Here is a 25,713-nt window from a genome sequence, read left to right as displayed (position 1 = left end):
CCCCGTTATTGAGGACGCCATGAGCGCAGACCCGCACTACCAGGCCACAGAAGAAGCCCATACCGGCCCCATCAAGAACCCGAAGCAACTGCTGCTCGCGGTATTTTTCTCCTTCATTGCACCGATCCTGATCATCGTGGGACTCGTTGCCTACGTGGTCTCGGGCACCAAGCCCGCCGGCACCGCGGAGGGCGACAACATGGCGCTCTACGGGGTCTCGAAGGACTCGCGCGACAAGGAAGTGGCCGACCGCCTCAAGAAGGTCGGCGCCATCGAGATCCGCGACGCCAACCGCCCGCTCACCGCCGGCGAGGCCGTGTTCAAGGCCCAGTGCATCGCCTGCCACGGCGCACCGGGCATTCCCGGCGCTCCGCACTACAGCGACGCCGCAGCCTGGGGGCCCCGCATCGGCCAAGGCTACGCCACGCTGCTGGAACATGCGCTCAAGGGCAAGGGCGCGATGCCTCCCCAGGGCGGCGGCGACTTCGAAGACCTCGAAATCGGCCGCGCGGTGGTCTACATGGCCAACGCCGGCGGCGCCAAGTTCCCGGTGCCCGACCGCCCGGCGGCCGCAGCGCCCGCAGAAGGCGCTTCGGGTGCTGCACCTGCCGCTGCCGCATCGGCCCCTGCTGCTGCATCGGCCCCTGCTGCCGCAGCTTCGACGGCTGCCGCCCCGGCCAAGTAATCTCGCTTCGCCCCAAAGAAAAAGCCGGCTCGATGCCGGCTTTTTTGTGGGCGATCGGCGCCCTGGACTACTGTTTCGATAGCGCCTCGGCTGCGCCCGCATGGCGTTCCGCCGGGCTCATGACGTGGCCGAAGCGCTGCGGCAAATCGCCGGCCTGCACCGCCTCGGGCGTCCACAGTCCCTGTTCGATCGCCTCGGCCGCGATGCCCACGTCTTGCGTGTGCACCAGTCCGAGCCCGATCGGCGCGACCAGATAGAGCCGCCCGGCCTCATCGAGCAGGCAGGCCGAGACGTCGACCGCCTGGCCGGTATGGGCCGTGACGGTGAATTTGCCGCCGCCCTCCTCCGCCACGCGCCAGACCATCGGCGCGGCCTCCAGCTCCACATACACGCGTTGCGGCCCGTTCTGGAAAAACCACTGCCCTTCGTCGTCGTGCTCGTAGTTGCGGTGGATGAAGTCGATCAGCTTGTCGTGCCGCAGCATCGAGCCCTTGGCCTGCAGGAACGGGCCCTCGGCCTGCGTGCGGTCGTCGCGCATGTACCAGTTGCCGCGCGCGTCGAGCCCCAGCCAGCCGTAGCAGTGCGGCACGTTGGGCCATTTGGCGAGCGCCTGTTTGACGATGTCGTCCATCGATTCATTCTCCTGCCGGTTGCGGCGCGAAAGCGTCAGCCAAAACGCCGCCGTGCAACTGCAGCCAGTGGCCCACGCGCTCCGGCATCCCGCGCACATGACCCGGCGGCAGCCCCAGTGGAAAGCCCACATGCCCGCCGTGCGCCGGCTGCCACAGCGTGACGTGCCGCCCGACCTCGCCCGGCCCCGGAAGGCTCCGGGCCGGAATGAACGGATCGTTGAGCGCGTTCACCACCAGCGTGGGCACGCGGATCTGGCCCAGGTGCGGCTTGGACGAACCGCGCGCCCAGTAGTCGTCGGCGTTGCGAAAGCCGTGCAGCGGCGCGGTGAACACGTCGTCGAAGGTGTAGAGGTCGCGCGCGGCCAGCAGCCGGTCGCGGTCGAAGAGGCCCGGGAACTGCCCCAGCTTGGCCATCGCCTTGGGCTTCATGGTCGCGAGGAACATGCGCGTGTAGACCAGCCTGTTGAAGCCGCGGCCGATCGCCTCGCCGCCCGCGGCCAGGTCGAGCGGCGCGCAGACCGAGGCCACGGCGGCGACCGATTCGCGCGCCGTGTCGCCCGCCTCGCAGGCCCAGCGCAAGAGCGCGTTGCCGCCGAGCGAGACGCCCGCGGCCAGCACCGGGCCGCCACCGGCCAGGCGATGCTGCTCGTGCATGCGCCGCAGGATCCAGCCGATCTCTTCGTAATCACCCGAGTGGTACGCGCGCGGCGCGAGGTTCAGTTCGCCGCTGCAGCCCCGGAAGTGCGGCACCGCGAAGGCCATCCCCTGCTCGGCTGCGAATGCCGCGAAGGCTTCCGCGTAGTGACTGCGCGACGAGCCTTCGAGCCCATGGAACAGCACCAGCAGCGGCCGCGGACCCGGCAGCGGCGCATCGATGAAGTCGACGTCGATGAAGTCTCCGTCGGGTGCATTCCAGCGCTCGCGGCGGTACACGGGCGCGGCGCCGTCGAAGCGGCGCGCATGGAGCGCGGCCCAGATGGTCTGCAGGTTGCCGCCGGGCAGCCAGCGCGGCGCCACGTAGCCCATCGACGATCGAAGAGAGGAAGAAGAATCGGCGGAAGACATCAATGCAGGGTCTGGGGCGGATCGTTCGCGTCGTCGGGCTCTCGCGCGCTGCCCGGGCTCGCATGGTGCGCCACCATGCGCCAGCCCTGCGCGGTCTTGTGATAGACGTTGGTGGCCAGCACGAAGGCGTGGCGCGGGCCTTCGGCGGTGAGCACCTCGATGCGCTCGAGCACGTTGTGCACGGCGCTCGCGAGCGACTCGATCTTGCGCACCCGCGCGGGCATGGCGTGGATCGCGCCGTTGCCGAACATCTGCTCGAAGGCCGCGCGGATCGCCACGTTGCCCACCAGCCGCGGGCCGCCGGGGTGCACGCAGAACACCTCGTCCTCGTCGGCCCAGCAGGCCATCAGCGCGTCGATGTCGCCGCGCTGCAGCGCTTCGTAGAAAGCCGCCTCGACATCGTCGGCGGTGCCGCCGATGGCCGCGGCGGCGCGGTGTGGGGTCTTGGGCATGGCGTGATTTTGCCGTGCCGTTCGTGACGCGGACGCTGCACCGCTTTGGTCCGGCCCGCACCGCGCCGCCGCAATTCTTTCGGTTCGCCTGCTCCACTTTGGACCAAATGGTCGGAACACAAACACCAAAAAACCGTAAGCCGTTGATTTTAAAAGACTTCTTCGACTGGCACGCGCCATGCATAGGGCTCCTCAACCCCGCAACAGGAGCCCTCCATGAACGTCGGCATCTTCATTCCCATCGGCAACAACGGCTGGCTGCTTTCCGAAAACGCACCGCAGTACAAGCCCAGTTTCGCGCTCAACAAGGAGATCACGCTGAAGGCCGAGCACTACGGCGTCGACTTCGCGCTGTCGATGATCAAGCTGCGCGGCTTCGGCGGCAAGACCGAGTTCTGGGACCACAACCTGGAGTCCTTCACGCTCATGGCCGGGCTCGCCGCCGTCACGACGAAGATCAAGCTCTTCGCCACCGCCGCCTCGCTGGTGATGCCGCCGGCCATCGTCGCGCGCATGGCCTCGACCATCGACTCCATCTCCGGCGGCCGCTTCGGCCTGAACCTGGTCACCGGCTGGCAGCGGCCCGAGTATTCGCAGATGGGCATGTGGCCCGGCGACCAGTTCTTCGGCACGCGCTACCAATACCTCTCCGAATACATCCAGGTGCTGCGCGATCTCTGGGGCACCGGCAAGAGCGACTTCAAGGGCGAGCACTTCCAGATGGACGACTGCCGCCTGAGCCCGCGGCCGCAGGCCGACATGAAGGTGATCTGCGCCGGGCAGAGCGACGCGGGCATGGACTTCTCCGCCAAGTACGCCGACTACAACTTCTGCTTCGGCAAGGGCGTGAACACGCCCACGGCCTTCGCGCCCGCGGCCGAAAAGCTCATCGAGGCCGCCCGCAAGACCGGCCGCCACGTCACCACCTACGTGCTGATGATGGTGATCGCCGGCGAAACCGACGAAGCCGCGCGCGCCAGGTGGGAGCACTACAAGGCCGGCGCCGACCACGAGGCCATCGCCTGGCTCGGGCAGCAGGGCGCGGCCGACACCAAGTCGGGCGCCGACACCAACGTGCGCCAGATGGCCGACCCGACCTCGGCGGTGAACATCAACATGGGCACGCTGGTCGGCTCCTACGAGACCGTCGCGCGCCTGCTCGACGAAGTGGCCGAAGTGCCCGGCACCGAAGGCGTGCTGCTGACCTTCGACGACTTCGTCGAAGGTGTCGAGGCCTTCGGCGAACGCATCCAGCCGCTGATGAAGAGCCGCGCGCACGTGCAGAGCCCCGTGCCTTCGCAGGTCGAGCCCGAGCGCCTCGCGGCCTGAAAAACGGAGACGCGCATGACCACGCCCGCACGCAACGCCACCCTCACCTCGACCACGCCCGTCGGCGCGCCGCGCCTGCCCGGTTCGCCCGCGCCGCGCGTGCTGCCCGCGCGCCCCGAGCCCCTCGCGCTGCACGCCAGCGACTCGGCGCTCGTCGTCGTCGACATGCAGAACGCCTACGCCTCGCTCGGCGGCTATGTCGACTCGGCCGGCTTCGACATCTCCGGCGCGCAGAGCACCATCGCCAACATCGCACGCACCATCGCCGCCGCGCGCGCGGCCGGCATGCTGGTCGTGTTCCTGCAGAACGGCTGGGACGCGGCGTACGTCGAAGCCGGCGGCCCCGGCTCGCCCAACTGGCACAAGTCGAACGCGCTCAAGACCATGCGCGCCAGGCCCGAGCTGCAGGGCAAGTTCCTCGCCAAGGGCGGCTGGGACTACGAGCTCATCACCGAGATGAAGCCGCAGGACGGCGACATCGTCGTGCCCAAGACGCGCTACAGCGGCTTCTTCAACAGCACGCTGGACAGCACCCTGCGCGCGCGCGGCATTCGCCACCTCGTGTTCACCGGCATCGCCACCAACGTGTGCGTCGAGTCGACGTTGCGCGACGCGTTCCACCTGGAGTACTTCGCGGTGATGCTGGAAGACGCGACGCACGAGCTCGGCGGCGCGGCCATCCAGAAGGCCTCCGTCTACAACGTGGAGACCTTCTTCGGATGGGTCTCCACCGTCGAGCAGTTCTGCAGCACCTTCGCGCCGCACGGCGCCGCCCAACCCGCAACGGCCGAATCGGCCGAATCGGCCGAATCGGCCGTTGCCTGATTCACTTCCAAGGAGTTTTCGACATGCCCAAGCAAGCCATCATCCCGCCCGGCACCGGCGTGCCCCTGGCCCCCTATGTTCCCGGCGCGCTCGCCGACGGCGTGCTCTACGTCTCGGGCACGCTGCCCTTCGACAAGGACAACAACGTGGTGCACGTGGGCGACGCGAGCGCGCAGGCGCGCCATGTGCTCACCACCATCCAGGGCGTCGTCGAGGCCGCGGGCGGCACGATGGACGACGTGACCTTCAACCAGATCATGCTCAAGGACTGGGCCGACTACGCGAAGATCAATGCGGTGTACGCCGAGTTCTTTCCGGGCACCAAGCCCGCGCGCTACTGCATCCAGTGCGGCCTCGTGAAGCCCGATGCGCTCATCGAGATCGCCTCGATCGCGCACATCGGCACGAAAGCCTGAACGCCATGAGCGCGCTGCACCACGAAGTGCACGGGCCGTCGGACGCGGCGGCGACGGTGCTGCTGTCTTCCGGCCTCGGCGGCTCGGCCAGCTTCTGGCAGCCGCAGCTCGGCGCGCTGGTCGCGGCGGGCCACCGCGTCATCGTGTACGACCAGCGCGGCACGGGCCGCAGCCCGGGCGCGCTGCCCGGCGACTACGCCATCGCCGACATGGCGCAGGACGTGCTGGAGATCCTCGATGCCACCGGCACCGCGCAATGCCACTTCGCGGGCCATGCGCTCGGCGGCCTCGTCGGCCTGCAGCTCGTGCTCGATGCACCCGAGCGCGTGGCAAGCCTCGTGCTCGTCAACGCATGGTCGAAGCCGAACCCGCATTCGGCGCGCTGCTTCGATGCGCGGCTTGCGCTCCTGGGCGCGCTCGGTGCGCGCGCCTATGTGGAAGCGCAACCGATCTTCCTGTACCCCGCCGCCTGGTGTGCCGAGCATGCGCAGCGCGTGGCCGATGAAGTCGATCACGCCTTCGCGCACTTTCCGGGCGAAGCCAACATGCGCGCGCGCATCGCCGCGCTGCGCGCCTTCGACGTCGATGCGCGCCTTGCCGAGGTCGCGGCGCCCACGCTCATCGCCGCCGCCAGGGACGACGTGCTCGTGCCCTGGACCTGCTCGCAGCGCCTGGCCGACGGCCTGGGCGACGTGACGCTGGACTTCATGCCGCACGGCGGCCACGCGCACAGCGTGACCGAGGCGGCCGCCTTCAACCGCAGCCTGCTCGACTTCCTCGCCCGGGTCGCCGCACCCGCAATTTCCGCAGTACCCGCATGACCACCCCACAGACCCTCGACGACGCCGCGCTGTCGCTTCTCTTCACCGGCGCGCGCAGCCACAACGGATGGACCGATGCACCCGTGTCCGATGCGCAGCTGCAGCAGATCTACGCGCTCGCCAGCCTCGGCCCGACCTCGGCCAACTGCTCGCCCGCGCGCTTTGTCTTCGTGCGCACGCCCGAGGGCAAGCAGCGCCTCGCGCCCGCGCTCTCCAAGGGCAACCTCGACAAGACCCTGTCGGCGCCGGTCACCGTGATCGCCGCGTGGGACCGCAAGTTCTACGACAAGCTCCCCACGCTGTTCCCGCACGGCGATGCGCGCAGCTGGTTCACCGGCAGCCCCGAGGCGGCGCACGAAACGGCGTTCCGCAACGCCAGCCTGCAGGCCGGCTACCTGCTGCTCGCCGCGCGCGCGGTGGGGCTCGATGCGGGACCGATGTCCGGCTTCGACAAGGCGAAGGTCGATGCGGCTTTTTTCGACGGCACCGACTGGACCACCAACTTTCTCATCAACCTCGGCCACGGCGACGTGTCGAAGGTGTTCGGCCGCCTGCCGCGCCTGCCCTTCGACGAAGCCTGCCTCCTGGCCTGAAGCCAGCGGAGCACTCCATGCTGAACACCATCGGGTCCCATGTTCCGCCGGGCGGCCTTCCGACCGCGCTGCCCGCGCTCCCCAAGGCCGACTACCGCAACGCGATGGCGCGCCTGGGCGCGGCGGTGAACATCATCACGACCGACGGTCCCGCAGGCCGCGCCGGCTTCACCGCGTCGGCCGTGTGCAGCGTGACCGACGAGCCGCCGATGCTGCTGGTGTGCCTGAACCGCTCGGCCTCGGTGTACCCCGCGTTCACCGCCAACGGCGTGCTCTGCGTGAACGTGCTGGCGGCGGGCCACCAGGCGCTCTCGGGCCTCTTCGGCGGCAAGACGCCGATGGACGAGCGCTTCGCGGCCGGCCGCTGGAGCCGCAAGACGACGGGCTCGCCGGTGCTCCAGGACGCAGCCGCTTCCTTCGACTGCCGTGTGGTCAGCGCGACCCGTGCCGGCACGCACGACGTGCTGTTCTGCGAAGCGGTGGCCATCGCCATCGGCGGCGCCGCGCAAAGCCTCATCTACTTCGATCGCCGCTACCACGAGATCGCGGCGCCGCCGCATTGAGTCATCGCACCGTGATGCCCTGCAGCACGATGCGCTGCACGCTCTGCACCGTCTGCTCGAAGAACGCCGCATCGTCCAGCGTGTGCCCCGACAGCGCCTGCACCTGCACGCCGAAATCCGCGTAGTGCTGCGTGATGGCCCACAGCGCGAAGATCAGGTGGTGCGGATCGACCGGCGCGAGCTTGCCGGCATCGACCCAGGCGCGGATCACCTCCGATTTGCGCTCCACCAGCGTGCGCAATTCGCGGTCGAGTTCATCGCGCAGCAGCGGCGCGCCCTGGATCATCTCCAGACAGAACAAGCGCGACGCATCGGGCCGGTCGCGCGAGATCACGAGCTTGCGGCGGATGTAGTCGCCGATGGCCTGGCTCGGGTCCTGCTCGGCGCTGAAGCCGCGCAGCGGTTCGAGCCACACCGCGAGCAGGTCGCGCAGCACGTTGACGTACAGCTCCTCCTTGTTCGCGAAGTAATAGAGCAGGTTGCTCTTGGACACATCGGCGCGCGCGGCCACCTGGTCGATCGAGGTGCCGTGCAGCCCGAAGCGCGAGAACAGCCCGAGCGCCGCGCCGAGGATCGCGCTGCGCTTGTCCTCGATCTGGCGCAGGCGCCGGTTCACGGCGGAGGCGCTGCGCACCGCGGGTTTCGCGCGCTTGCGCGGCGGGGTCTTGTCGGTCGTGCTGACGGTGGTCAGCACCTTCGGCGCCTTTGTCTTGGGCATCTTCCCTCGCTCTTCATTTGACGGATTGCAGGTTCTCTGAACGGCGCACCACTGTAAGGCCGCGGTGCATCGCGTTGCGCCACGGCGGCCGCCCGGCCCCCGCAGCACGCACCATGCTGACGCGACAAACATGGTTTGTCCATTTGGTCCAACTGGCACAGACGTTGCATGGCGAAAGGCATGCCAAGCACGAGGAACCGCCCATGACCCTGCTGTCCGTACCCATCATCGATCTGGCGCCCTACTTCGCCGGCACGGCCGAAGGCAAGGCGCAGGTCGCCAGGCAAGTCGACGAGGCCTGCCGCAGCATCGGCTTCCTGGTCATCACCAACCACGGCATTGCGCCCGAGCTGGTGTCGCGCGTCTCCTCGCTCTCGCGCGAGTTCTTCAACATGCCTCTGGCGGAAAAGCGCAAGGTCGACCGGCCGCGCGAAGACGCGGTGCGCGGCTACAGCGCGGTCGGCGAGGAGGGCCTGTCGTACAGCCTGGAAGAAGCGGCGCCCGGCGACCTGAAGGAATCGTTCTCCATCGGCCCCTCGAACGTGCCCGACGACGACTACCACCACGGCCCCGCCGCGGGCCCGCACTTCGAGCCCAACAGCTGGCCGCCCATCGACGGATTCCGCGAGGCCTACGAAGGCTACTTCGAGGCGATGAGCGACCTCTCGCGCTCGCTGATGCGCATCTTCGCGCTCGGCCTGGAACTGCCCGAGACGTTCTTCGACGACAAGATCGACGCGCACATCAGCATGTTCCGCGTGCTCAGTTATCCGCCGCAGCGCGAGGCGCCGCTGCCGGGCCAGCTGCGCGCGGGCGCGCACAGCGACTACGGCAGCCTCACCATCGTGCTGCCCGACGACAAGGGCCTGCAGGTCTTCAACAAGGCGGGCCAGTGGGTCGACGTGCCGCAGGTCGAGGGCGGCATGGTCGTCAACATCGCCGACCTGATGATGCAGTGGACCAACGACCTGTGGGTGTCCACGCTGCACCGCGTGGTCAACCCGCCCTTCGAGGTGGCGGGCACCAACCGCCGCCAGTCGCTGGTGTTCTTTCACCAGCCGAACTACGACGCGATGGTCGAGTGCCTGCCCAGTTGCCTGGCGCCGGGCGAGACGCCGAAGTACGCGCCCATTTCCTCGGGCGACCACCTCACCTCCAAGTTCGTCAAGCAGACGACCTTCGGCGGGACCAAGGCGACGGCCTGAACGATGTCTTGCTTTGTTGTTTGCCGCACTGGGCCTCGTTCGGGGTGCGATCACGCCGGCGGGGCACCTTGCTCCGCGAATGTCCTCCGCCCTTCGGGCTCCCCCTTGATTTCGCTGCGCAAGGCACCCCATCGGCGCGATCGTCGCAAGCAGCAGTTGTGCGCCGCAATTCACCGCCAGCGCGTCCAGGTGCGCAGGGCGTCGGGTGCTCCCCGCAGCGAAATCAAGGGGGAGGCCGCAGGCCGGAGGACATTCGCTGCGGGGAGCACCCGGCGCCCTGCGCACACGCCCTGGATGGCGGCGCCTCCGTAACAGCAGCAACGAGCAACAGACCCCCGACATGGCCCATCTCTCTTACGTCAATGTCTTCGCGAAAGACGTGGTCGCGCTCAGCGGCTTCTACCAGCGCGTGTTCGGCTTTGCGGAAATCGAGGCGATCCGCTCGCCGATCTTTCGCGGCTTGGACACCGGCAAGTCGAGCCTGGGCTTCAACGCGCTCGATGCCTACGAACTGCTGCACCTGTCCGAGTTCTCCGACACGCGCGGCGTGAAGTTCCTGCTGAACATCGACGTCGACAGCCAGGCCGACGTCGACCGCATGGTGCCCGTCGCGCTCGAGGCCGGCGCCACGCTCATCAAGCCGCCCTACGTCACTTACTACAACTGGTACCAGTCGGTGCTGCTCGATCCCGAGGGCAATGTGTTCCGCATCAACTTCATGATGTGACGCGCGGCATCTCGCTTTCATTTTTTCTCCCGTCACGTTCCCTGCTTCCCACGAAAGGTCGCTCCATGCTGCGCACACCCACTCCCGGCCTCTTGGGCCTCGCATTGACGCTCGCAGCCGGCGGCGCGTTCTGCCTGCCGGCCGTGGCCGCCGATGGTTTCACGCTCAAGGACAAGCCGAAGATCGCGATGCTCTACTTCGGCCCGAAGAACGACGGCGGCTGGACGCAGGCCTTCGACGAGGCGCGCGTGAAGATCGAGAAAGAGATCGGACAGAAGATCCAGTTCGTGGAGAACGTGCCCGAGGACGCCTCGGCCATCAAGCCCGCGGCCGAGAAGTTCATCCAGCGCGGCGCCAACATCGTGATCGGCACCGCCTTCGGCTACTCCGACAGCTTCAAGGACCTGGCCGCCAAGTACCCCGACGTGGCCTTCCTCAACGGCTCGGGCACCACCAACGCCAGCAACCTCGAATCGTTCTACGGACGCACCTACGAGAGCCAGTACCTGTGCGGCATGGCTGCGGGCGCGGCATCTAAGACCGGCAAGCTCGGCTTCGTCGCGGCCAACCCCTTCGGCGTGGTGAACTGGACCATCAACGCCTTCGCGCTCGGCGCGCAGAAGATGAACCCGAACGCCACGGTCAACGTGATCTACACCGGCGCGTGGAACGACCCCATCAAGGAGCGCGCCGCCGCAGCGGCACTCATCGACCAGGGCGCCGACGTGATCGGCCAGCACGTGGACAGCCCCACGCCGCAGATCGTCGCGCAGGAGCGCGGCGTGTACGGCACCGGCCACCACCGCGACCTGCGCCAGTTCGCGCCGAAGGCCACGCTGTGCTCGTCGGTGTGGGTGTGGGACCGCTTCCTCGTGCCGGAGCTCAAGAAGGTGATGGCCGGCGGCTGGAAGCCGGCGCCCTACGGCGCCTTCATCGAGATGAAGGACGGCGGCACCGACATCGCGGGCTTCGGCCCCGCCGTGCCCAAGGACAAGGCCGCGGCGATCACCGCGGAACGTGAAGCGATCCTCAAGGGCAAGCAGATCTATGCGGGCCCGCTCGCCGACCGCGACGGCAAGGAGCGCGTGGCCAAGGGCGCGGTGCTGTCGGATGCAGACCTCTGGAAGATGGACTGGTTCGTCAAGGGCGTGGTGACGCAGAAGTAGGCCAGGCGAGCACAGAGACACAGGCATGCCCAACGCGCTGGAACTCATCGGCATCCGCAAGACCTTCGACGGTTTTGCGGCCCTCACCGACGCCCACTTCGCCGCGCGCTGGGGCGAGGTGCATGCGCTGCTCGGCGAGAACGGCGCGGGCAAGTCGTCGCTGATGAACATCGCGGCCGGGCTCTATGCGCCCGAGGCGGGGCAGTTGCTGGTCGATGACAACGCGGTGCGCTTTGCCGGCCCGCGCGATGCGGCCAGGCACCGCATCGGCATGGTCCACCAGCACTTCAAGCTGGTGCGGCCGTTCACGGTGGCGCAGAACATCCTGCTCACCGCGCCGCCGCCTGACGGGTTTCAAAGCCATGGGGAGCGGCTGCGCGAGATCTCGCGCGACATCCGCAACAAGGCGTCCGAGCTGGGCTTCGACATCGATCCTTCCAGGCGCATCGATGCCCTCTCGATTGCCGAGCAGCAGCGCGTGGAAATTCTCAAGGTGCTGCTCGCGGGCGCGCGCATCCTCATCCTGGACGAGCCCACGGCCGTGCTCACCGACCAGGAGGCCGCGCGCCTCCTGCAGACGGTGCAGGGGCTCGCGCGCGGCGGCTGTGCCGTGGTGCTGGTCACGCACAAGATGGCCGACGTGAAGACCTACGCCGACCGCGTGACGGTGATGCGCGGCGGCCGCACGGTCGCGACGCTGGCGCCGGGCACGACGTCGGTGGCCGAGCTCGTGAAGCTCACGGTGGGCGAATCCATCGCAACGCAAGGCTTCCGGGCCGCGGCGTCGCCGCGTGGCGCGGTGCGGCTGTCGGTGCGAGGCCTGCGCTCGCCGGCCTCCCCGCAGGGCCGCCGCGTGCTCGACGGCGTCGATCTTCAATTGCATGCGGGCGAGATCTACGGCCTGGCCGGTGTGGGCGGCAACGGCCAGGGCGAACTGGCGGGCGCCATCATGGGCTTGCCCGATGCCGGCGGCAGCCTCGAAGGCGAGATCCATCTCGAAGGCCACGGCGACCTGAAGGCGATGAGCGCGCCCGCGCGCCGCAACGTCGGCATCGCCGCCATCCCCGCCGACCGCTACGGCCTCGCGCTCGCGGGCAGTTTGTCGGTCGCAGAGAACTACGCCATCGGCCGCGTGCACAGCGGGCGCTACGGTCCGGTCTGGCACCTGCGGCGCCAGCGCATCCAGAGCGACACGCAGGAGGCCGTGCGCGCCTTCGACGTGCAGGGCGTGCGCTCGGTGGCCCAGAAGGCCGCGCTGCTCTCCGGCGGCAATGCGCAGAAGCTGGTGCTGGCGCGCGAATTCGGCAAGTCGCCCACGCTGGTGCTCGCGCACAGCCCGAGCCGCGGACTGGACGTGCGCGCCAGCGCCGAGGTGCATGCGCGCCTTCGTGCCGCGCGCGACGGCGGTGCCGCGGTGCTGCTGATCAGCGAAGACCTGGACGAGGTGCTGCAGCTGGCCGACCGCGTGGGCGTGATGACGCGCGGCCGCATTGCCGGCGAGTTCGCCCAGCCGGCCGACCGGCAGGCCATCGGACAGGCGATGGTGGACCATGGCTGACGCATCGCTCGCTGCTGCGATGGCGCATCCGCCGAAGACCGACATGAAAACGACCGCGCCCCCGCGCCCGCACCAACCCTTTGCCAGCCGCCGCTACGCGCTGGAGATCCGCCAGCACATGGCCTGGCGCTGGCAGGCGCTCATCCTGGCGATCGCGTTGCTCGTCGGCCTGGCGATTTCCGCCGCGATCCTGGTGGCCGCGGGCGTGCCGGCCGGCGAACTGGCCAACGAGTTCGTGGTGCAGACCTTCCTGGACGGGCAGAACTTTCGCGCCGTGCTGTTCCAGGCCGCACCGATGATCCTTGTCGGCCTGGCGGGCTCGATGGCCTTTCGCGCGCGCTTCTGGAACCTCGGGCTCGAGGGCCAGATGATCTGGGGCGCCATCGGTGCCACCGCCGTCTCGATGTGGCAGATCGGCCCCGAGAACCTGCGCCTGCCGCTGATGTTCGCTGCCGCCGTCGGCTGCGGGCTGCTGTGGGTGCTGGGCCCCGCGTGGCTCAAGCTGAAGCTGGGCGTGAACGAGATCATCTCGACGCTGATGCTCAACTACATGGCCGCCAACTTCCTGCTGCACCTGGTGTACGGCAGCTGGAAGGACCCGAAGGACAACTTCCCCTACTCGCCGCAGTTCCGCGTCTTCGAGCGGCTGCCCGAGCTGGGCGCGGGCGTGGGCAGCGCGATCCTGCTCGCGGGCATCGTCGCGCTCGCCGCATGGTGGCTGGTGGGCGTGAGCCGCGCGGGTCTTTACCTGCGCTTCGTCGATGCGAGCCCGCGCGTGGCGCATGCGGCCGGTGTGCCGGTGCGCCGCACCATCTACGGCGCCGTGCTGCTCTCGGGCGCGATGGCCGGGCTCGCGGGTTTCGCGGTGGCCTCGGGGCAGGAAGGGCGGCTCACGCAGGCCTTCTACCAGGGCTATGGCTTCTCGGGCATCCTGATCGCCTTCCTTGCGCGCAACAACCCGCTGGCCGCCACGGTGGTGGCGCTGCTGGTGGCGGCGCTGTTCGTCACCGGCCGCAGCCTGCAGGTGTTCTACCAGGTGCCGTTCTCGATGGTGCAGCTGATCCAGGCGGTGATCGTGGTGTGCGTGGCATCGAGCGACTTCTTCATTCGCCACCGGATTCGCCGCATCGGCGCCGACGGTGCGGGGGCTGCGGCATGAGCGGCGGCATCGTCCTGAACTGGCTCGCGAGCACACCGGACTTCGCGGTGCCCTACGCGCTGGCCGCGCTCGGCCTCATCATCAGCGAGCGCGCCGGCGTGCTCTCGCTGGGCGCCGAGGGGTTGATGCTGGTCGGCGCGCTGGCCGGCATCGGCGCGCAACTGACCCTGGGCCAGCCGGCCGTGTCGCTGGTGCTCGCGATGCTCGCCGCGAGCCTGGTCTCGGTGCTGTTCGCGGTGATGGTGATCTGGCTGCGCGTGAACCAGGTCATCGCCGGCCTCGCGCTGGTGTTCTTCTGCCAGGGCCTCACGGCGCTGGTCGGCTCGCTGGCCGAATGGACCAACCATGCGACCGAGGGCATCGGCGCGATGGCGCTCTGGCCGCTGTCGCTCCTGCCCGGGGTCGGGCGGCTGTTCGAGCAGAACCCGATGGTGTGGCTCACGCTGCCGATCTTCGGCGCGGTGGCCTGGTTCTTCGCGCGCACTGCCACGGGCCTGCGCCTGCGCGCGGTGGGCGAGAACCCGCAGGCGGCCGACGCCGCCGGCATCCGCGTGGCCGCATGGCGCTTCGCCGCGGTGCTCGCGGGCTCGGCGCTGGTGGGGCTGGCGGGTGCGTACATCTCGGTGGTCAGCACCAAGCTGTGGATCGCGGGCATGACCGGCGGACGCGGCTGGATCGCGGTGGGCCTGGTGATCTTCGCGCGCTGGTCGCCGTGGAAGGCGCTCATCGGCGCGCTGCTGTTCGGCTGCATCGAGGCGCTGATCCCGCAACTGGCGGCGGCCGGCGTGCAGCTGCCGCAGTACTTCGTGATGATGACGCCGTATGCCGTCACGCTGGGCGTGATGATCTGGGTCGCGCTCGGAAAGCGCAGCGGCGACGACGAGCCCGGTGCGCTGGGCCAACCCTACGTGAGGGAAGAACGCCGATGAAGGCCTGGGTCTACGACGAAGAGCGCGAACTCGACGCGGCGCGGTTCGCCGACTACCTCAATCCCGCGACCACCGCGGTCGTCTCCATCGACATGCACCGCGGCCACCTGGACGACAGCCCCGAGTGCCCCTGCCCCGCGCCGCGGGCGCGCGACGTGGTGGCGCCCATCGACAGTTTTCACGACGACGTGCGCGTGCTGGGCGTGCGCATCGTGCACATCAAGTCGGTGCTGCGGCCGGGCGGCGAAGACGACATCCACGGCATTCCGGCCGCATGGCGGCGCACGTTTCCGCTGCATGTGGGCGACATTCCGAATGCCGACGCCCACGCCATCGAGGGCTCGCGCTGGACCGAATGGGTCACGCGCGTCGAGGCCGGCGACATGCGGGTGGACACCAAGCGGCGGCTCTCGGCCTTCTATCCGACCGACCTGGACTTCCTGCTGCGCAACCAGCGCATCGAGACGGTCGTGCTCAACGGCGGCTTCACCGATTGCTGCGTGCTGAACACCGCCTTCGATGCCAACAACCACAACTACCGCGTGATCGTGCTGCGCGACCTGGTGCGCGGGACCGACCCGCACCTGGAGAGCGCGGCGCTTGCGATGGTGTCGCTGCACCTGGGCCTGGTGGTCGACTCTTCGGAACTGCTGCGCCAGTGGCGCGGATGAAGGGCGGCTAACCCAGCCAGCGCTCGGCCACGGCCCGCATCTGCTGGCCCTGCGAGGCCTCCCACACCAGCTCCGGCGCGGCCACATGCACGCCCGGCGGCGCGATGCGCAGCGCCACATCGACCAGCTCGGCCACCTTCGAAGCGCGCACTGGCTGCTCGCTGCTGGGCACCATGAAGCGCACGATCGACAGCATCCACGCCGCGAGCCGCTCGGCGGGATTGGCGAACTTCGCGTTCAGGGGCTTGCGCGCCGAGCGCACGAGGATCACGCGGTCGAAGCCGTTGGCCACCACTGCCTGCTCGTTGAGGCTCGCCAGGCCCCGCTTGAGCGCCTCGGGCAGCTTTCCCTGGTCGTGCGGCTGCACGATGGCCAGGGTCCGCACGCCAGAGGCGCGCAGCCAGCGCGAGAGCGCGGGCAGGTCTTCGGGCTGCGGCACCCACAGCGCGCGCTCGCGGTCGTGGTACAGCCGCGGCGGATCGAAGGCTATGACCGCGGTGTCGGCCGACGTCAGCGGCCATTGCGAGATCGGCAGATCGGGGCTCAGATAAGTTTCGACGCCGCGCAATCCGTCGCGGATCGGTTCGCGCGACAGCACGCGCGCATGGGCGTACCGGTGGCTGCCCGCCAGCCGCCGCAGCAGCTCCTGCCCCAGTGCGCCCGTTGCGCCCGCGATCAGCAACGTGCCGGTGGTCGACGCCGACGCAGGCACTACCGCACGGTTCGCGGCCTGCAGCGCCTGGAGAGGGTCTATGGAATCGCGGGGCATGGAGGCACCTATGCTAACTTCCGCTTCTTCTCGCGGAGGTAATGCAAATGATGATGAAGCGCTGGTTCCTGATTCTCGCGGCGGTCCTGTCCCTGAGCGGATGCGGCTACAACCAGTTCCAGTCCCTGGACGAGGCCAGCAAATCGGCCTGGAGCGAGGTGCTCAACCAGTACCAGCGGCGCGCCGACCTCGTGCCCAACATCGTGGCCACCGTCAAGGGCGAGGCCAGCTTCGAGCAGGACACGCTCACCAAGGTGATCGAGGCGCGCGCCAAGGCCACCTCGATCCAGGTGACGCCCGAGACGCTGAACAACCCGGAGGCCTTCAACAAGTTCCAGCAGGCGCAGGGCGAGCTTTCCTCGGCGCTGTCGCGGCTGATGGTGGTGTCCGAGCGCTACCCCGAGCTCAAGGCCAACCAGGCGTTCCGCGACCTGCGCGTGACGCTGGAAGGCACCGAGAACCGCATCACCGTGGCGCGCAACCGCTACATCGAGAGCGTGCAGGAGTACAACGTGCTCGCGCGCAGCTTCCCCACCAACATCACGGCCAAGATCTTCAGCTACGCGCCCAAGCCCAACTTCTCGGTGCAGAACGAAGCGCAGATCTCCACGCCGCCGACGGTCGATTTCAGCGCCCCCAAGAAGTAGCACTCCCCCAGTCTTCGTGCACTTCGTGTCACTTCGACTCCCCCCTCGCCGGGGGCAACACCTGCGGCCGGGCAAAGCCCGTTCCGCGGTGTTCCTGGAATGGGTCACGCTCCTGGCGAGGCCGCTGTGGGTCGCCGTCATGCTGATGGTCCTGGGCATATCCGGCGCCTTCGCGCAGGGCCTGCTGCCCGTGCCCACGCTCACCGCGCGCGTCATTGACCAGACCGGCACGCTCGACGCCGCGCAGCGCTCGGGCCTGGAGACCAAGCTCGCGGCCTTCGAGCAGCGCAAGGGCTCGCAGATCGTGGTGCTGATGGTGCCGACCACCCAGCCCGAGGACATCGCCAGCTACGCGCAGCGCGTGGGCGACGCCTGGAAGATCGGCCGCAAGGACGTGGGCGACGGCCTCCTGGTGATCGTCGCCAAGGACGATCGCAAGATGCGCATCGCCACGGCCAAGGCGCTCGAAGGCGCGGTGCCCGACCTCGCGGCGGTGCGCATCATCGACGAGGAGATGAAGCCGCGCTTTCGCAACAACGACTTCGCGGGCGGGCTGAATGCGGCGGTGGACCGGCTCATCGGCCTGGTCGATGGCGAGCCGCTGCCGGAGCCCTCGCGCAACAGCGGCGGAAGCAATTCGAGCGGCGATTTCGACTGGGAGAACCTCGCGATCTTCCTGTTCGTGGGCGTCTTCGTCGGCGCGCCGATCGTGCGCGCCATCCTGGGCAAGACGCTGGGCTCGGTCGTCATGGGCGGGGGCATCGGCGCGGTGGCGTTCTTTCTCACGACGAGCACGGTCATCGCGGTGATCGCCGGGCTGATCGCGCTCATGGTCTCGCTGTTCTCGGGCCTTGCCGGATTCGGCGGGGGCCGCGGCGGCGGAGGCGGTGGTGGCTGGAGCAGCGGCGGGGGCGGTGGATGGAGCGGCGGCGGCGGGGGAGGTGGCGGCGGCGGCTTCAGTTCCGGCGGCGGTGGCAATTTCGGCGGCGGCGGCGCTTCGGGAGACTGGTGAACATGGCAACGGCAACTGCAGAACCAACGCTCTTCTCGAAGCTGGGCCGCATCTGGCGCCACCGTTGGACCGACGAGGCCGCGGTGCGCCGCGTGCTGCCGGCCGACGCGATGCAGCGCCTGGCAGCCCGCGTGGCCGCGAGCGAGCGGCGCCACAGCGGCGAGATCCGCATCTGCGTCGAGGCGGGCCTGCCGATGTCGTACCTGTGGCGTCATGCGCCGGCCAGGGAACGCGCCGTCACGCTGTTCGGCAAGCTGCGCGTGTGGGACACCGAGCACAACAACGGCGTGCTGGTCTACCTGCTGCTGGCCGAGCGCGCGATCGAGATCGTGGCCGACCGCGGCATCGATTCGCGCGTGGACGATGCCGAGTGGACCGCGATGGCGCAGCGCATGGGCGCGGCGTTTCGCGAAGGCCGCTTCGAGGATGGGCTCACGCAGGCGCTGGAAGAAATGTCGGCGCTGCTGGTGGCGCACTTTCCGTTGGCTGAGGACGAGGCCGATACGAACGAATTGCCGGACGAACCTGTGGTGCTCTGAGCGCCGTCTCGCTCAGTCCGATGGCGGCAGCGCCCACACCGTCTGGCCGCCTACCGCATAGAAGCGCCTCTCGGGCGCCGTCTCCATCAACCACCCGCCCGTGAACTCGCCGAAGGCCGGCAGCACGGCCTGCCGCGCATCGCTCACGAAACAGGGCAGCCGCACGCTGTCGCGCCCCGGTCCGTAGAGCCTGCACGCGGGATGCAGATGCCCTGCGAGCACGAAGTGCGTGGCATGCGATTGCGGATGGTGGCAGCAGGCGAACGGGCCGAGCAGGAAGGGCTCATCGACCACCTCGATGCCCAGCGCCGCCGGCGGATCGCCCGCGCGGCTGTCGTGGTTGCCGCGCACCAGCGTCATGGCGATGCCCGAGCGCGTCGCGCGCCAGGCTTCGAGCGCGGCCAGCACCTGCGGCGTGCGGGCCTGTGCCGCGTGCAGGAAATCGCCGAGAAAGACGATGTGCCGCGGCGCGTGCGCGGCGATCAGCGCGTCGAGCCGCGCGAGGTTCTCCTGCGTGGTGCCGCCCGGCACCGGCTGGCCCAGCGCGCGGTAGGTCGCGGCCTTGCCGATGTGCAGGTCGGCGATGAACAGCACGCGCCCGCCGGGCCACCAGAGCGCGCGCTCGGGGACCAGGTGCAGCAGTTCGCCGGCCCATTGGACAGCGAGCGCGGACGCGGTAAGGTGCGGGGAAGTCACGGCCAACGAGTGTCGCAAAAGACGTGCGGCCCGGCCGCCACCTTGCAATTCAACCGCGCGAGCCCCAGTTCTTCCGTATGACCGAATCGCCCCCGAAGCTCATCGTCTGCCCGCACTGCCACACGACCAACCGCGTGCGCGCGGAGCAGTTGGGCAGCGCGCCCGATTGCGGTAGCTGCCACAAGGCCCTGTTCGCCGGCCATTCGACCGCGCTGCCCGACGAAAAGACCTTCGACCGCCACATCGCGCGCAACGAGATTCCCGTGCTGGTCGACTTCTGGGCGCCGTGGTGCGGCCCCTGCCGCCAGATGGCGCCCGGCTACGAACAGGCCGCGGCCCAGCTCGAACCCCATGTGCGCCTGGCCAAGGTCGATACCGAAGCCGTGCCCGCGCTCGGGGCGCGCTTCAACATCCGCAGCATCCCGACGCTCGCCCTCTTTCGCGGCGGCCGCGAGGTGGCACGGCAGGCCGGCGCGATGGGCGCGGCGGACATCGTGCGATGGGTGAAGGCGCACGGCGGCTGAGCCCTTTGGGACCGCTACAACGGCGGCAGCGGTCTTGACGGCCGCCGCTCGCGCCGCGGCTTGGGCGCCTTGCCCGGCCCCTCCTGCCCGAACGCCAGCGTGTTCTTCACACGCTCCACGCCGCCGGCCGTGACCACGCCGCCCGCGGCCTTCTCCAGCTGCTCGACCATGCGCGCGATGCGGTCGGCCACGTTCTCGTTCGAGAGCTTCTCTCGGAACAGCTCGACCATCAGCGGAAACGAAAACGGCGTCGGCCGCTCGAGCTGCTTGAGCACGAGTTGCTGCGTGGCCATGCGTTCGAGGCTCGCGCGCAGGCGCCCGATCTCCAGCTCCTGCGAGAGCAGTTCCTTCTCTGCCTGCAGCAGCAGCTTGTTGGCCGGGTCGTACTTGCGAAACACCTCCCAGAACAACGAAGACGACGCCTGCAGCTGCCGGCTGCTGCGCTTCTCGCCCGGATAGCCCTGGAAGATCAGCCCCGAGACGCGCGCGATCTCGCGAAAGCGCCGCTGCGCGAGTTCGCCCGCATTGAGCGAGGCCAGCACCTCGTGCAGCAGCGCCGTGTGCGCATCCTTGTCACCCTCGCCCTTGCCCTCGCCTTCCGGCAGGCGCAGCACCGGCGGCAACAGCATGGGCCAGTCGACCTCAGTCGCACTCAGCAACTCGAAGCCGTAGTCGTTGACCGCGATCGAGAAGGTCCGCGCCTCATGCTGCGCCACGCGCCAGGCCAACAGGCTCGCAAGGCCCAGGTGCACATGCCGGCCGGCGAACGGATAGAGGAAGAGGTGCGAGCCCTCGCGCGTCTTCAGCGTCTCGGCCAGCAGCGTCTGCGGCGTCGGGAGCGCGGACCACCGCTGCTGGATTTCGAGCAGCGGCCGCACGCACTGCAGCTCGGGCGAGTCGTAGTGCGCCTCGCCCGCCCGCGCGAGCTGCTGCACCACCGCATCGGCCAGCGTGTTCGACAGCGGCATGCGCCCGCCGTTCCAGCGCGGCACCGCGGCGCGCTTGCCGCTCGCGCGCCGCACCCAGGCCGTCATGTCGTGGATGCGCACAAGCTCCAGCAGCCGGCCGCCGAACAGGAAGCAATCGCCCGGCTTCATGCGCGCGACGAAACCCTCTTCGACGCTGCCGATCTTCGCGCCGCCCAGGTACTGCACCGCCATGCTCGCGTCGCTCACGATGGTGCCGATGTTCATGCGGTGGCGCCGCGCGAGCCGCGCATCGGGCACGCGCCATACGCCTTCTGCATCGGGCACCACGCGCTTGTAGTCGGGGTACGCGGCGAGCGACGGGCCGCCCTGCGAGACGAAGTCCAGGCACCACTGCCAGCTTTCGCGCGAGAGCGTTTCGTAGGCGGCCGTGCCGCGCACTTCCTCATAGAGATCGTCGGGCACGAAGCCGCCGCCGAGCGCCACCGTCACCAGGTGCTGCACCAGCACGTCCAGCGGCTGGTCGGGCGAATGGCGCGCCTCGATGTGCCCCTCTGCAATCGCCGTGCGCGCCGCGGCGCCCTCCACCATCTCGATGCTGTGCGTGGGCACGAGCGTGATGCGCGACGGCCGCCCCGGCGCATGGCCCGAGCGGCCCGCGCGCTGCAAGAGCCGCGCGACGCCCTTGGGCGAACCGATCTGCAGCACGCGCTCCACCGGCAGGAAATCGACGCCCAGGTCCAGGCTGGAGGTGCACACCACCGCCTTGAGCTCGCCGCTTTTGAGGCCCAGCTCGACCCATTCGCGCACCGCGCGGTCGAGCGAGCCGTGGTGCAGCGCGATGGTGCCGGCCCACTCGGGCTTGGCCTCGAGCATCGCCTGATACCAGATCTCCGCCTGCGAGCGCGTGTTGGTGAAGACCAGCGTCGTGCTGCTCGCGGCGATCTCCTCGATCACCTGCGGCAGCATCGTGAGGCCCAGGTGCCCGCCCCACGGAAAGCGCTCGGCGCGGCCGGGCAGCAGCGAATCGATGACGAGTTTCTTGGGCACCTGGCCCTGCACGAGCACGCCGTCTTGATGGCCGAGCAGCGAATGCATCGCCTCCTGCAGATTGCCGAGCGTGGCCGACATGCCCCAGATCGCGAGGCCCGCGTTCCATCGCCTGAGCCGCGCGAGCGCGAGCTGCACCTGCACGCCGCGCTTGTTGCCCAGGAGCTCATGCCACTCGTCGACCACCACCATCTTCACGCGGCCCAGCACCTGGCTCGCATCGGCGCGCGCGAGCAACAGCGAGAGGCTTTCGGGCGTGGTGACGAGCACGGTCGGCAGCCGCTCGTTCTGCGCGCTGCGCTCTGCCGACGAGGTGTCGCCGCTGCGCGCGCCGGCACTCCACGGATGCACCTCGGCGCCGAGCGCTTCGAGCGGTTGCTTCAACGCGCGCAACGTGTCGGCCGCGAGTGCGCGCATCGGCGTGAGCCAGAGCACGGTGAGCGGCGGGGCCGAAGGGCGCGCGGTTTCCTTGCGCGCCTGCGAGAACACCTGCAGCGCGCCGAGCCACACCGCGTAGGTCTTGCCCGCGCCGGTGGTCGCGTGCAGCATGCCGGACTTGCCTTCGGCAATGGCCTTCCACACGTCGCGCTGGAACTTGAATGGCTTCCATCCACGCGAGGCGAACCACGCATCGAGCGCGGCCTTGACGGTCTTGTTCATGACGGCAGCAACGCGGCCAGCGTCTGCAGCGTGTCGGCTTCCGCCACCGGCTTGTCCTCGCGCCAGCGCAGCATGCGCGGAAAGCGCACCGCGATGCCGCTCTTGTGCCGCGTGCTGCGCGCGATGCCCTCGAAGCCGAGCTCGAACACCAGCGTGGGCTTGACGCTCTTGACCGGGCCGAAGCTCTCGACCGTGGTCTTTCGGATGATCGCGTCCACGCGCGCCATCTCCGCATCGGTGAGCCCCGAGTAGGCCTTGGCGAACGGCACGAGCTTGCGGTCTTCTTGCTCGGGCGGACCGTCCCACACCGCGAAGGTGTAGTCGCTGAAGAGGCTCGCGCGGCGCCCGTGCCCGCGCTGCGCATAGATGAGCACGGCGTCGATGCTGAGCGGGTCGATCTTCCACTTCCACCACACGCCCACGTCCTTCGTGCGCCCCACGCCGTACTGTGCGTCGCGGCGCTTGAGCATCATTCCTTCGACGCCCATGGTGCGTGCAGCTTCGCGCTGGCGGGCGAGGTCGCTCCAGTCGAGGCCGGTGAGCATCGGGCTCGGCAACAGCGACGGATGCTGCATGCGTATGACGAGTTCGTCGAGCAGCACGCGGCGCGCCGACTGCGGCTCCGCGCGCAGGTCGCGCCCCTCCCATTCGAGCAGGTCGTAGGCCAGCAGCACCACGGGGATGTCGCGCAGCAGCTTCGCGCCGAGCGTCTTGCGGCCGATGCGCTTCTGCAGTTCAGCGAAGGGCTGCACCCTGTCTTCACGCCACACGGCGATCTCGCCATCGAGCACCGTGCCATCGGGCAGCGCCTCGCCGAGCACCGCGAGCTCGGGGAAGCGATCGGTCACCAGCTCTTCGCCGCGCGACCATAGCCACACCACGCCCGCGCGCTTGACGAGCTGCGCGCGAATGCCGTCCCACTTCCATTCGACGATCCAGCCGGCCGGCGGGCCCAGCACCGCATCGAACTGCGCGAGCGGAATGTTGAACGGGTGCGCGAGGAAGAACGGGTACGGCTGGCCGCTGGTCTTCTGCACCTGCTCCGAATCGGACTCCGGCGCAATCAGCGTGGCGTAGTCGCCCGCCCGCGGCCGTGCGCCGATGTGCGTGTAGCCCATGAGCCGCTGCGCGACGCGCTTGGCATCGATGCCGCCCACGGCAGCGAGCGCCTGCGTGACCTGCAGCTTCGACACACCGACGCGAAACGCGCCGGTGATGAGCTTGAAGTACACGAGCCGTTCCTCGGCCGCGAGCTGCCGCCACTGGGCGCGCAGGCGGTCGGCCAGTTCTTCCGGCGCGGTCCTGGCGGCTTCGCGCAGCGGCAGCAGATGGTCCTCGACCCAGGCCGCGAGCCCGAGGTCGTGCGCCTCGCTTGGCGGCGGCAGCAGGAGCGCGATGGTCTCGGCGAGATCGCCGACGGCGTCGTAGCTCTCGTCGAACAGCCACTCGGGCAAGCCCGCGGCTTCCTGCGCGAGCAGGCGCAGCAACTTGGTGGGCACGAGCTGGCGCGGCTTGCCGCCGGCCAGGAAGTAGACGGCCCATGCCGCATCGGCTGCGTCGGCATCGCGCAAGTAGCGCTGCAGCGCGGCCTGCTTCACGAGGTTCGACGTGCTGGCGTCGAGTTCGCGGTAGAGCGCGGCGAAGTCCTTCACTTCGCTGGCTCCTCGCCGGCGGTGGGCGCTGCGGCCGGTGCTTCCTGGTCGTCCTCGTCGCCGTACTCGGTCTTGAAGCCCTGCGCATCCAGCCCGTTCTCGGTGAGCCAGCGCACCATCACCTGCACGCTGCCGTGCGTGACGAACACGCGCTCCGCACCGGTGCCCGCGATGGCCTGCTGCAGGCCAGGCCAGTCGGCGTGGTCGGACATGACAAAGCCGCGGTCCACGCCGCGCCGGCGGCGCGTGCCGCGCAGTTGCATCCAGCCGCTTGCGAAGGCGTCGGCGTAGTTGCCGAAGCGCTTCATCCACGGCGTGCCCTGCGCCGAGGGCGGCGCCAGCACGAGGGAGCGCTTGAGCAGCGCCGCATCGACGCCCGGATCGGTGACGCGCAGCGTCTGCGGCAACGCCACGCCCGCCGCGCGGTACACCGCGTTGAGCGGCTCGACCGCGCCGTGCACGACGATGGGCCCGATCGACGCATCCACGCCATGCAGGATGCGCTGCGCCTTGCCGAAGGCATAGCAGAACAGCACCGACGCGCGGCCGGCTTCGGCATTCGCGCGCCACCACGCATCGATCTCCGCGAACAGCACGGCCTGTGTCGGCCAGCGGTAGATCGGCAGGCCGAAGGTCGACTCGGTGATGAAGGTGTCGCAGGGCACGGGCTCGAACGGCGTGCAGGTGCCGTCGGGCTCGGTCTTGTAGTCGCCCGAGGCGACCCACACGCGGCCGCCGTGTTCGAGCCGCACCTGCGCCGAGCCCAGTACGTGGCCGGCCGGATGCAGCGAGAGGCGCACGCCGTGGTGCGCGATGGCTTCGCCGTAAGGCAGCGTCTGCAGGTTGATATCGGCACCGAGCCGGGTGCGCAGCGTACCGGCGCTGTCGGTGTGCGCGAGGTAATGCGCATGCCCGATGCGGGCATGGTCCGAATGCGCATGCGTGATGACCGCGCGCGCCACCGGCCGCCACGGGTCGATGTAGAAATCGCCGGGCGGGCAATACAGGCCCTCGGGCCGGGCGACGACGAGATCCACCTTGTCGGGCATGGCCGCCATCGTAGGCCCGGCCGGTCGCCAGCGCCGCCGAACGGGCGCCCCGAAGCGATGTGGGCCGGCGCCTACTTGCCGGCTACTTCTTGCCGCGCCCGCCGATCATGTCGTGCACGTTCATCTTCATGCCGTTCATCACCATGTCGCCGGGCTTCTGGTCGGGCTTGCAGGGGCCGACCCAGCGGGCCTCCACGACGGTGGTGGCACTGGCGCGGCCCATGAGCGGCGGGCTGTAGGTCGACTTGCTCTCCAGGCGGTAGCCGGTGCTGAAGTCGCCGGTCATCACGGCCTGCGAGGTGGCCGTGGTCTGGCCGATCTTGCAGACCGAATCGATCACCATCTTGCCGCCTTCCATGCGCATGTCCTGCTTGGCGCACATGTCCTTGCCCATGCCCTGGCCCATGTCGCGCAGCATCTTGTCGGTGGCGGCGTCGATGCATTGCTGGATGACTTGAGGGCTGGCCTTGCTGCCCGGGCCGTCGCCGGTCTGCATCTCCCAGAGGCCTGGCTTGCGCGCGGGGTAGTCGAGGGCGAAGGCGGGGCCGGCGCACAGGGCAGCGTACAAGCCGGCGGCCGCCATGCAGGCGGCGGCAACGGACGAACGGATCTTCATGAGGGCTCCTGCATCGGATGAAAGACGATGCCAGTTTGTACCGCAGGCGCCGCGCCCGA

28 protein-coding genes are annotated in these 25,713 nt (G+C 69.2%); 18 read left to right on the top strand and 10 right to left on the bottom strand.

The genetic code is table 11. The features are described from left to right. Positions 1–19 precede the first annotated feature (19 nt). Complete coding sequence (locus ACZYRS_RS04075) at positions 20–685, top strand: c-type cytochrome (protein WP_463418208.1); 666 nt, start codon at positions 20–22, stop codon at positions 683–685. 67 nt (positions 686–752) lie between these two features. Here the strand turns inward: ACZYRS_RS04075 and ACZYRS_RS04070 are convergent, their stop codons facing one another. From ACZYRS_RS04070 to ACZYRS_RS04060, 3 genes are read right to left on the bottom strand one after another with little or no spacing between them, the layout of a single operon-like run. Continuing rightward, positions 753–1,316, bottom strand: coding sequence for a DUF2946 family protein (locus ACZYRS_RS04070; protein WP_463418207.1), 564 nt, complete (start codon positions 1,314–1,316; stop codon positions 753–755). Between the two features lie 4 nt (positions 1,317–1,320). After that, entirely contained in the window at positions 1,321–2,343 is a 1,023-nt protein-coding gene (locus tag ACZYRS_RS04065; RefSeq protein WP_463422449.1) for a YheT family hydrolase, read from the bottom strand. A 38-nt stretch (positions 2,344–2,381) separates the two neighbouring features. Beyond that, on the bottom strand, positions 2,382–2,834 hold the full coding sequence (locus tag ACZYRS_RS04060; protein ID WP_198788376.1) for a YybH family protein: 453 nt from the start codon (positions 2,832–2,834) through the stop codon (positions 2,382–2,384). A gap of 216 nt (positions 2,835–3,050) precedes the next feature. On the opposite strand from ACZYRS_RS04060, the gene rutA reads away from it, so the two are divergent. Genes rutA through rutF form a run of 6 tightly spaced genes read left to right on the top strand, consistent with a single transcriptional unit; the run spans position 3,051 to position 7,381 of the window. Beyond that, positions 3,051–4,163 (top strand): pyrimidine utilization protein A, encoded by a 1,113-nt coding sequence (gene rutA / locus ACZYRS_RS04055; protein ID WP_463418206.1) that lies wholly within the window; start codon positions 3,051–3,053, stop codon positions 4,161–4,163. 15 nt (positions 4,164–4,178) lie between these two features. Continuing rightward, the gene (gene rutB, locus ACZYRS_RS04050; RefSeq protein WP_463418205.1) at positions 4,179–4,988 is read left to right on the top strand and encodes a pyrimidine utilization protein B; all 810 of its coding nucleotides are present in this window, start codon (positions 4,179–4,181) and stop codon (positions 4,986–4,988) included. Positions 4,989–5,011: 23 nt separating this feature from the next. Beyond that, a complete protein-coding gene (gene rutC / locus ACZYRS_RS04045; protein ID WP_463418204.1) occupies positions 5,012–5,404 on the top strand; it encodes a pyrimidine utilization protein C in 393 nt (130 codons plus the stop codon). Between the two features lie 5 nt (positions 5,405–5,409). Further along, positions 5,410–6,225, top strand: coding sequence for a pyrimidine utilization protein D (gene rutD, locus ACZYRS_RS04040; protein ID WP_463418203.1), 816 nt, complete (start codon positions 5,410–5,412; stop codon positions 6,223–6,225). After that, on the top strand, positions 6,222–6,818 hold the full coding sequence (locus ACZYRS_RS04035; protein WP_463418202.1) for a malonic semialdehyde reductase: 597 nt from the start codon (positions 6,222–6,224) through the stop codon (positions 6,816–6,818). Before rutD ends, ACZYRS_RS04035 begins: the two co-directional genes overlap by 4 nt. A gap of 17 nt (positions 6,819–6,835) precedes the next feature. After that, entirely contained in the window at positions 6,836–7,381 is a 546-nt protein-coding gene (gene rutF / locus ACZYRS_RS04030) for an NADH-dependent FMN reductase RutF (protein ID WP_463418201.1), read from the top strand. Position 7,382: 1 nt separating this feature from the next. Here the strand turns inward: rutF and rutR are convergent, their stop codons facing one another. After that, positions 7,383–8,099 carry an HTH-type transcriptional regulator RutR gene (gene rutR, locus ACZYRS_RS04025; RefSeq protein WP_463418200.1) on the bottom strand — a complete coding sequence of 239 codons (717 nt, stop codon included), beginning with the start codon at positions 8,097–8,099 and terminating at the stop codon, positions 7,383–7,385. Positions 8,100–8,302: 203 nt separating this feature from the next. On the opposite strand from rutR, the gene ACZYRS_RS04020 reads away from it, so the two are divergent. From ACZYRS_RS04020 to ACZYRS_RS03990, 7 genes are all read left to right on the top strand, one after another. Next, complete coding sequence (locus tag ACZYRS_RS04020) at positions 8,303–9,304, top strand: isopenicillin N synthase family dioxygenase (protein WP_198788369.1); 1,002 nt, start codon at positions 8,303–8,305, stop codon at positions 9,302–9,304. Between the two features lie 340 nt (positions 9,305–9,644). Next, positions 9,645–10,031: a VOC family protein gene (locus tag ACZYRS_RS04015; protein WP_463418199.1), complete on the top strand. Its 387-nt coding sequence runs from the start codon at positions 9,645–9,647 to the stop codon at positions 10,029–10,031. Between the two features lie 65 nt (positions 10,032–10,096). Further along, positions 10,097–11,197 (top strand): BMP family ABC transporter substrate-binding protein, encoded by a 1,101-nt coding sequence (locus tag ACZYRS_RS04010; protein WP_198788367.1) that lies wholly within the window; start codon positions 10,097–10,099, stop codon positions 11,195–11,197. Positions 11,198–11,222: 25 nt separating this feature from the next. After that, the gene (locus tag ACZYRS_RS04005) at positions 11,223–12,755 is read left to right on the top strand and encodes an ABC transporter ATP-binding protein (protein WP_463418198.1); all 1,533 of its coding nucleotides are present in this window, start codon (positions 11,223–11,225) and stop codon (positions 12,753–12,755) included. Next, on the top strand, positions 12,748–13,914 hold the full coding sequence (locus tag ACZYRS_RS04000; protein WP_463418197.1) for an ABC transporter permease: 1,167 nt from the start codon (positions 12,748–12,750) through the stop codon (positions 13,912–13,914). The genes ACZYRS_RS04005 and ACZYRS_RS04000 overlap by 8 nt, the downstream gene beginning before the upstream one ends. Beyond that, positions 13,911–14,843: an ABC transporter permease gene (locus ACZYRS_RS03995; protein ID WP_463418196.1), complete on the top strand. Its 933-nt coding sequence runs from the start codon at positions 13,911–13,913 to the stop codon at positions 14,841–14,843. Before ACZYRS_RS04000 ends, ACZYRS_RS03995 begins: the two co-directional genes overlap by 4 nt. Next, positions 14,840–15,514 (top strand): cysteine hydrolase family protein, encoded by a 675-nt coding sequence (locus ACZYRS_RS03990; protein WP_463418195.1) that lies wholly within the window; start codon positions 14,840–14,842, stop codon positions 15,512–15,514. Before ACZYRS_RS03995 ends, ACZYRS_RS03990 begins: the two co-directional genes overlap by 4 nt. Positions 15,515–15,521: 7 nt before the next feature. Here the strand turns inward: ACZYRS_RS03990 and ACZYRS_RS03985 are convergent, their stop codons facing one another. Then, positions 15,522–16,283 carry a hypothetical protein gene (locus ACZYRS_RS03985; RefSeq protein ID WP_463418194.1) on the bottom strand — a complete coding sequence of 254 codons (762 nt, stop codon included), beginning with the start codon at positions 16,281–16,283 and terminating at the stop codon, positions 15,522–15,524. 47 nt (positions 16,284–16,330) lie between these two features. On the opposite strand from ACZYRS_RS03985, the gene ACZYRS_RS03980 reads away from it, so the two are divergent. The 3 genes from ACZYRS_RS03980 (at position 16,331) to ACZYRS_RS03970 (ending at position 18,481) form a co-directional block, all read left to right on the top strand. After that, a complete protein-coding gene (locus tag ACZYRS_RS03980; protein ID WP_198788361.1) occupies positions 16,331–16,930 on the top strand; it encodes a LemA family protein in 600 nt (199 codons plus the stop codon). Between the two features lie 139 nt (positions 16,931–17,069). Continuing rightward, positions 17,070–17,942: a TPM domain-containing protein gene (locus tag ACZYRS_RS03975; RefSeq protein WP_463422448.1), complete on the top strand. Its 873-nt coding sequence runs from the start codon at positions 17,070–17,072 to the stop codon at positions 17,940–17,942. 2 nt (positions 17,943–17,944) lie between these two features. Then, complete coding sequence (locus ACZYRS_RS03970) at positions 17,945–18,481, top strand: TPM domain-containing protein (RefSeq protein WP_463418193.1); 537 nt, start codon at positions 17,945–17,947, stop codon at positions 18,479–18,481. Between the two features lie 12 nt (positions 18,482–18,493). Here the strand turns inward: ACZYRS_RS03970 and pdeM are convergent, their stop codons facing one another. After that, positions 18,494–19,177, bottom strand: coding sequence for a ligase-associated DNA damage response endonuclease PdeM (gene pdeM / locus ACZYRS_RS03965; protein ID WP_463418192.1), 684 nt, complete (start codon positions 19,175–19,177; stop codon positions 18,494–18,496). 77 nt (positions 19,178–19,254) lie between these two features. Between pdeM and trxC the strand changes: the two genes are divergently transcribed. Beyond that, complete coding sequence (gene trxC / locus ACZYRS_RS03960) at positions 19,255–19,701, top strand: thioredoxin TrxC (protein ID WP_198788358.1); 447 nt, start codon at positions 19,255–19,257, stop codon at positions 19,699–19,701. Between the two features lie 14 nt (positions 19,702–19,715). On the opposite strand, the gene ACZYRS_RS03955 is transcribed toward trxC, so the two are convergent. From ACZYRS_RS03955 to ACZYRS_RS03940, 4 genes are all read right to left on the bottom strand, one after another. Continuing rightward, positions 19,716–22,337 (bottom strand): ligase-associated DNA damage response DEXH box helicase, encoded by a 2,622-nt coding sequence (locus ACZYRS_RS03955; RefSeq protein WP_463418191.1) that lies wholly within the window; start codon positions 22,335–22,337, stop codon positions 19,716–19,718. Further along, positions 22,334–23,989, bottom strand: coding sequence for an ATP-dependent DNA ligase (locus tag ACZYRS_RS03950; RefSeq protein WP_463418190.1), 1,656 nt, complete (start codon positions 23,987–23,989; stop codon positions 22,334–22,336). The genes ACZYRS_RS03955 and ACZYRS_RS03950 overlap by 4 nt, the downstream gene beginning before the upstream one ends. After that, a complete protein-coding gene (locus ACZYRS_RS03945; RefSeq protein WP_463418189.1) occupies positions 23,986–25,047 on the bottom strand; it encodes a ligase-associated DNA damage response exonuclease in 1,062 nt (353 codons plus the stop codon). The genes ACZYRS_RS03950 and ACZYRS_RS03945 overlap by 4 nt, the downstream gene beginning before the upstream one ends. A gap of 73 nt (positions 25,048–25,120) precedes the next feature. Further along, positions 25,121–25,654: a DUF3617 domain-containing protein gene (locus ACZYRS_RS03940; RefSeq protein WP_463418188.1), complete on the bottom strand. Its 534-nt coding sequence runs from the start codon at positions 25,652–25,654 to the stop codon at positions 25,121–25,123. Positions 25,655–25,713 lie beyond the last annotated feature (59 nt).

The organism is Variovorax sp. AC194 (assembly GCF_979257995.1).
This window is presented reverse-complemented; position numbering and strand designations above follow the sequence as displayed.

Excerpts from the sequence above, each read along its gene's own strand:
- ACZYRS_RS04075 (WP_463418208.1), top strand. The coding sequence starts at position 20 with ATGAGCGCAGACCCGCACTACCAGGCCACAGAAGAAGCCCATACCGGC.
- ACZYRS_RS04070 (WP_463418207.1), bottom strand. The coding sequence starts at position 1,316 with ATGGACGACATCGTCAAACAGGCGCTCGCCAAATGGCCCAACGTGCCG.
- ACZYRS_RS04065 (WP_463422449.1), bottom strand. The coding sequence starts at position 2,343 with ATGGGCTACGTGGCGCCGCGCTGGCTGCCCGGCGGCAACCTGCAGACC.
- ACZYRS_RS04060 (WP_198788376.1), bottom strand. The coding sequence starts at position 2,834 with ATGCCCAAGACCCCACACCGCGCCGCCGCGGCCATCGGCGGCACCGCC.
- rutA (WP_463418206.1), top strand. The coding sequence starts at position 3,051 with ATGAACGTCGGCATCTTCATTCCCATCGGCAACAACGGCTGGCTGCTT.
- rutB (WP_463418205.1), top strand. The coding sequence starts at position 4,179 with ATGACCACGCCCGCACGCAACGCCACCCTCACCTCGACCACGCCCGTC.
- rutC (WP_463418204.1), top strand. The coding sequence starts at position 5,012 with ATGCCCAAGCAAGCCATCATCCCGCCCGGCACCGGCGTGCCCCTGGCC.
- rutD (WP_463418203.1), top strand. The coding sequence starts at position 5,410 with ATGAGCGCGCTGCACCACGAAGTGCACGGGCCGTCGGACGCGGCGGCG.
- ACZYRS_RS04035 (WP_463418202.1), top strand. The coding sequence starts at position 6,222 with ATGACCACCCCACAGACCCTCGACGACGCCGCGCTGTCGCTTCTCTTC.
- rutF (WP_463418201.1), top strand. The coding sequence starts at position 6,836 with ATGCTGAACACCATCGGGTCCCATGTTCCGCCGGGCGGCCTTCCGACC.
- rutR (WP_463418200.1), bottom strand. The coding sequence starts at position 8,099 with ATGCCCAAGACAAAGGCGCCGAAGGTGCTGACCACCGTCAGCACGACC.
- ACZYRS_RS04020 (WP_198788369.1), top strand. The coding sequence starts at position 8,303 with ATGACCCTGCTGTCCGTACCCATCATCGATCTGGCGCCCTACTTCGCC.
- ACZYRS_RS04015 (WP_463418199.1), top strand. The coding sequence starts at position 9,645 with ATGGCCCATCTCTCTTACGTCAATGTCTTCGCGAAAGACGTGGTCGCG.
- ACZYRS_RS04010 (WP_198788367.1), top strand. The coding sequence starts at position 10,097 with ATGCTGCGCACACCCACTCCCGGCCTCTTGGGCCTCGCATTGACGCTC.
- ACZYRS_RS04005 (WP_463418198.1), top strand. The coding sequence starts at position 11,223 with ATGCCCAACGCGCTGGAACTCATCGGCATCCGCAAGACCTTCGACGGT.
- ACZYRS_RS04000 (WP_463418197.1), top strand. The coding sequence starts at position 12,748 with ATGGCTGACGCATCGCTCGCTGCTGCGATGGCGCATCCGCCGAAGACC.
- ACZYRS_RS03995 (WP_463418196.1), top strand. The coding sequence starts at position 13,911 with ATGAGCGGCGGCATCGTCCTGAACTGGCTCGCGAGCACACCGGACTTC.
- ACZYRS_RS03990 (WP_463418195.1), top strand. The coding sequence starts at position 14,840 with ATGAAGGCCTGGGTCTACGACGAAGAGCGCGAACTCGACGCGGCGCGG.
- ACZYRS_RS03985 (WP_463418194.1), bottom strand. The coding sequence starts at position 16,283 with ATGCCCCGCGATTCCATAGACCCTCTCCAGGCGCTGCAGGCCGCGAAC.
- ACZYRS_RS03980 (WP_198788361.1), top strand. The coding sequence starts at position 16,331 with ATGATGATGAAGCGCTGGTTCCTGATTCTCGCGGCGGTCCTGTCCCTG.
- ACZYRS_RS03975 (WP_463422448.1), top strand. The coding sequence starts at position 17,070 with ATGCTGATGGTCCTGGGCATATCCGGCGCCTTCGCGCAGGGCCTGCTG.
- ACZYRS_RS03970 (WP_463418193.1), top strand. The coding sequence starts at position 17,945 with ATGGCAACGGCAACTGCAGAACCAACGCTCTTCTCGAAGCTGGGCCGC.
- trxC (WP_198788358.1), top strand. The coding sequence starts at position 19,255 with ATGACCGAATCGCCCCCGAAGCTCATCGTCTGCCCGCACTGCCACACG.
- ACZYRS_RS03955 (WP_463418191.1), bottom strand. The coding sequence starts at position 22,337 with ATGAACAAGACCGTCAAGGCCGCGCTCGATGCGTGGTTCGCCTCGCGT.
- ACZYRS_RS03945 (WP_463418189.1), bottom strand. The coding sequence starts at position 25,047 with ATGGCGGCCATGCCCGACAAGGTGGATCTCGTCGTCGCCCGGCCCGAG.
- ACZYRS_RS03940 (WP_463418188.1), bottom strand. The coding sequence starts at position 25,654 with ATGAAGATCCGTTCGTCCGTTGCCGCCGCCTGCATGGCGGCCGCCGGC.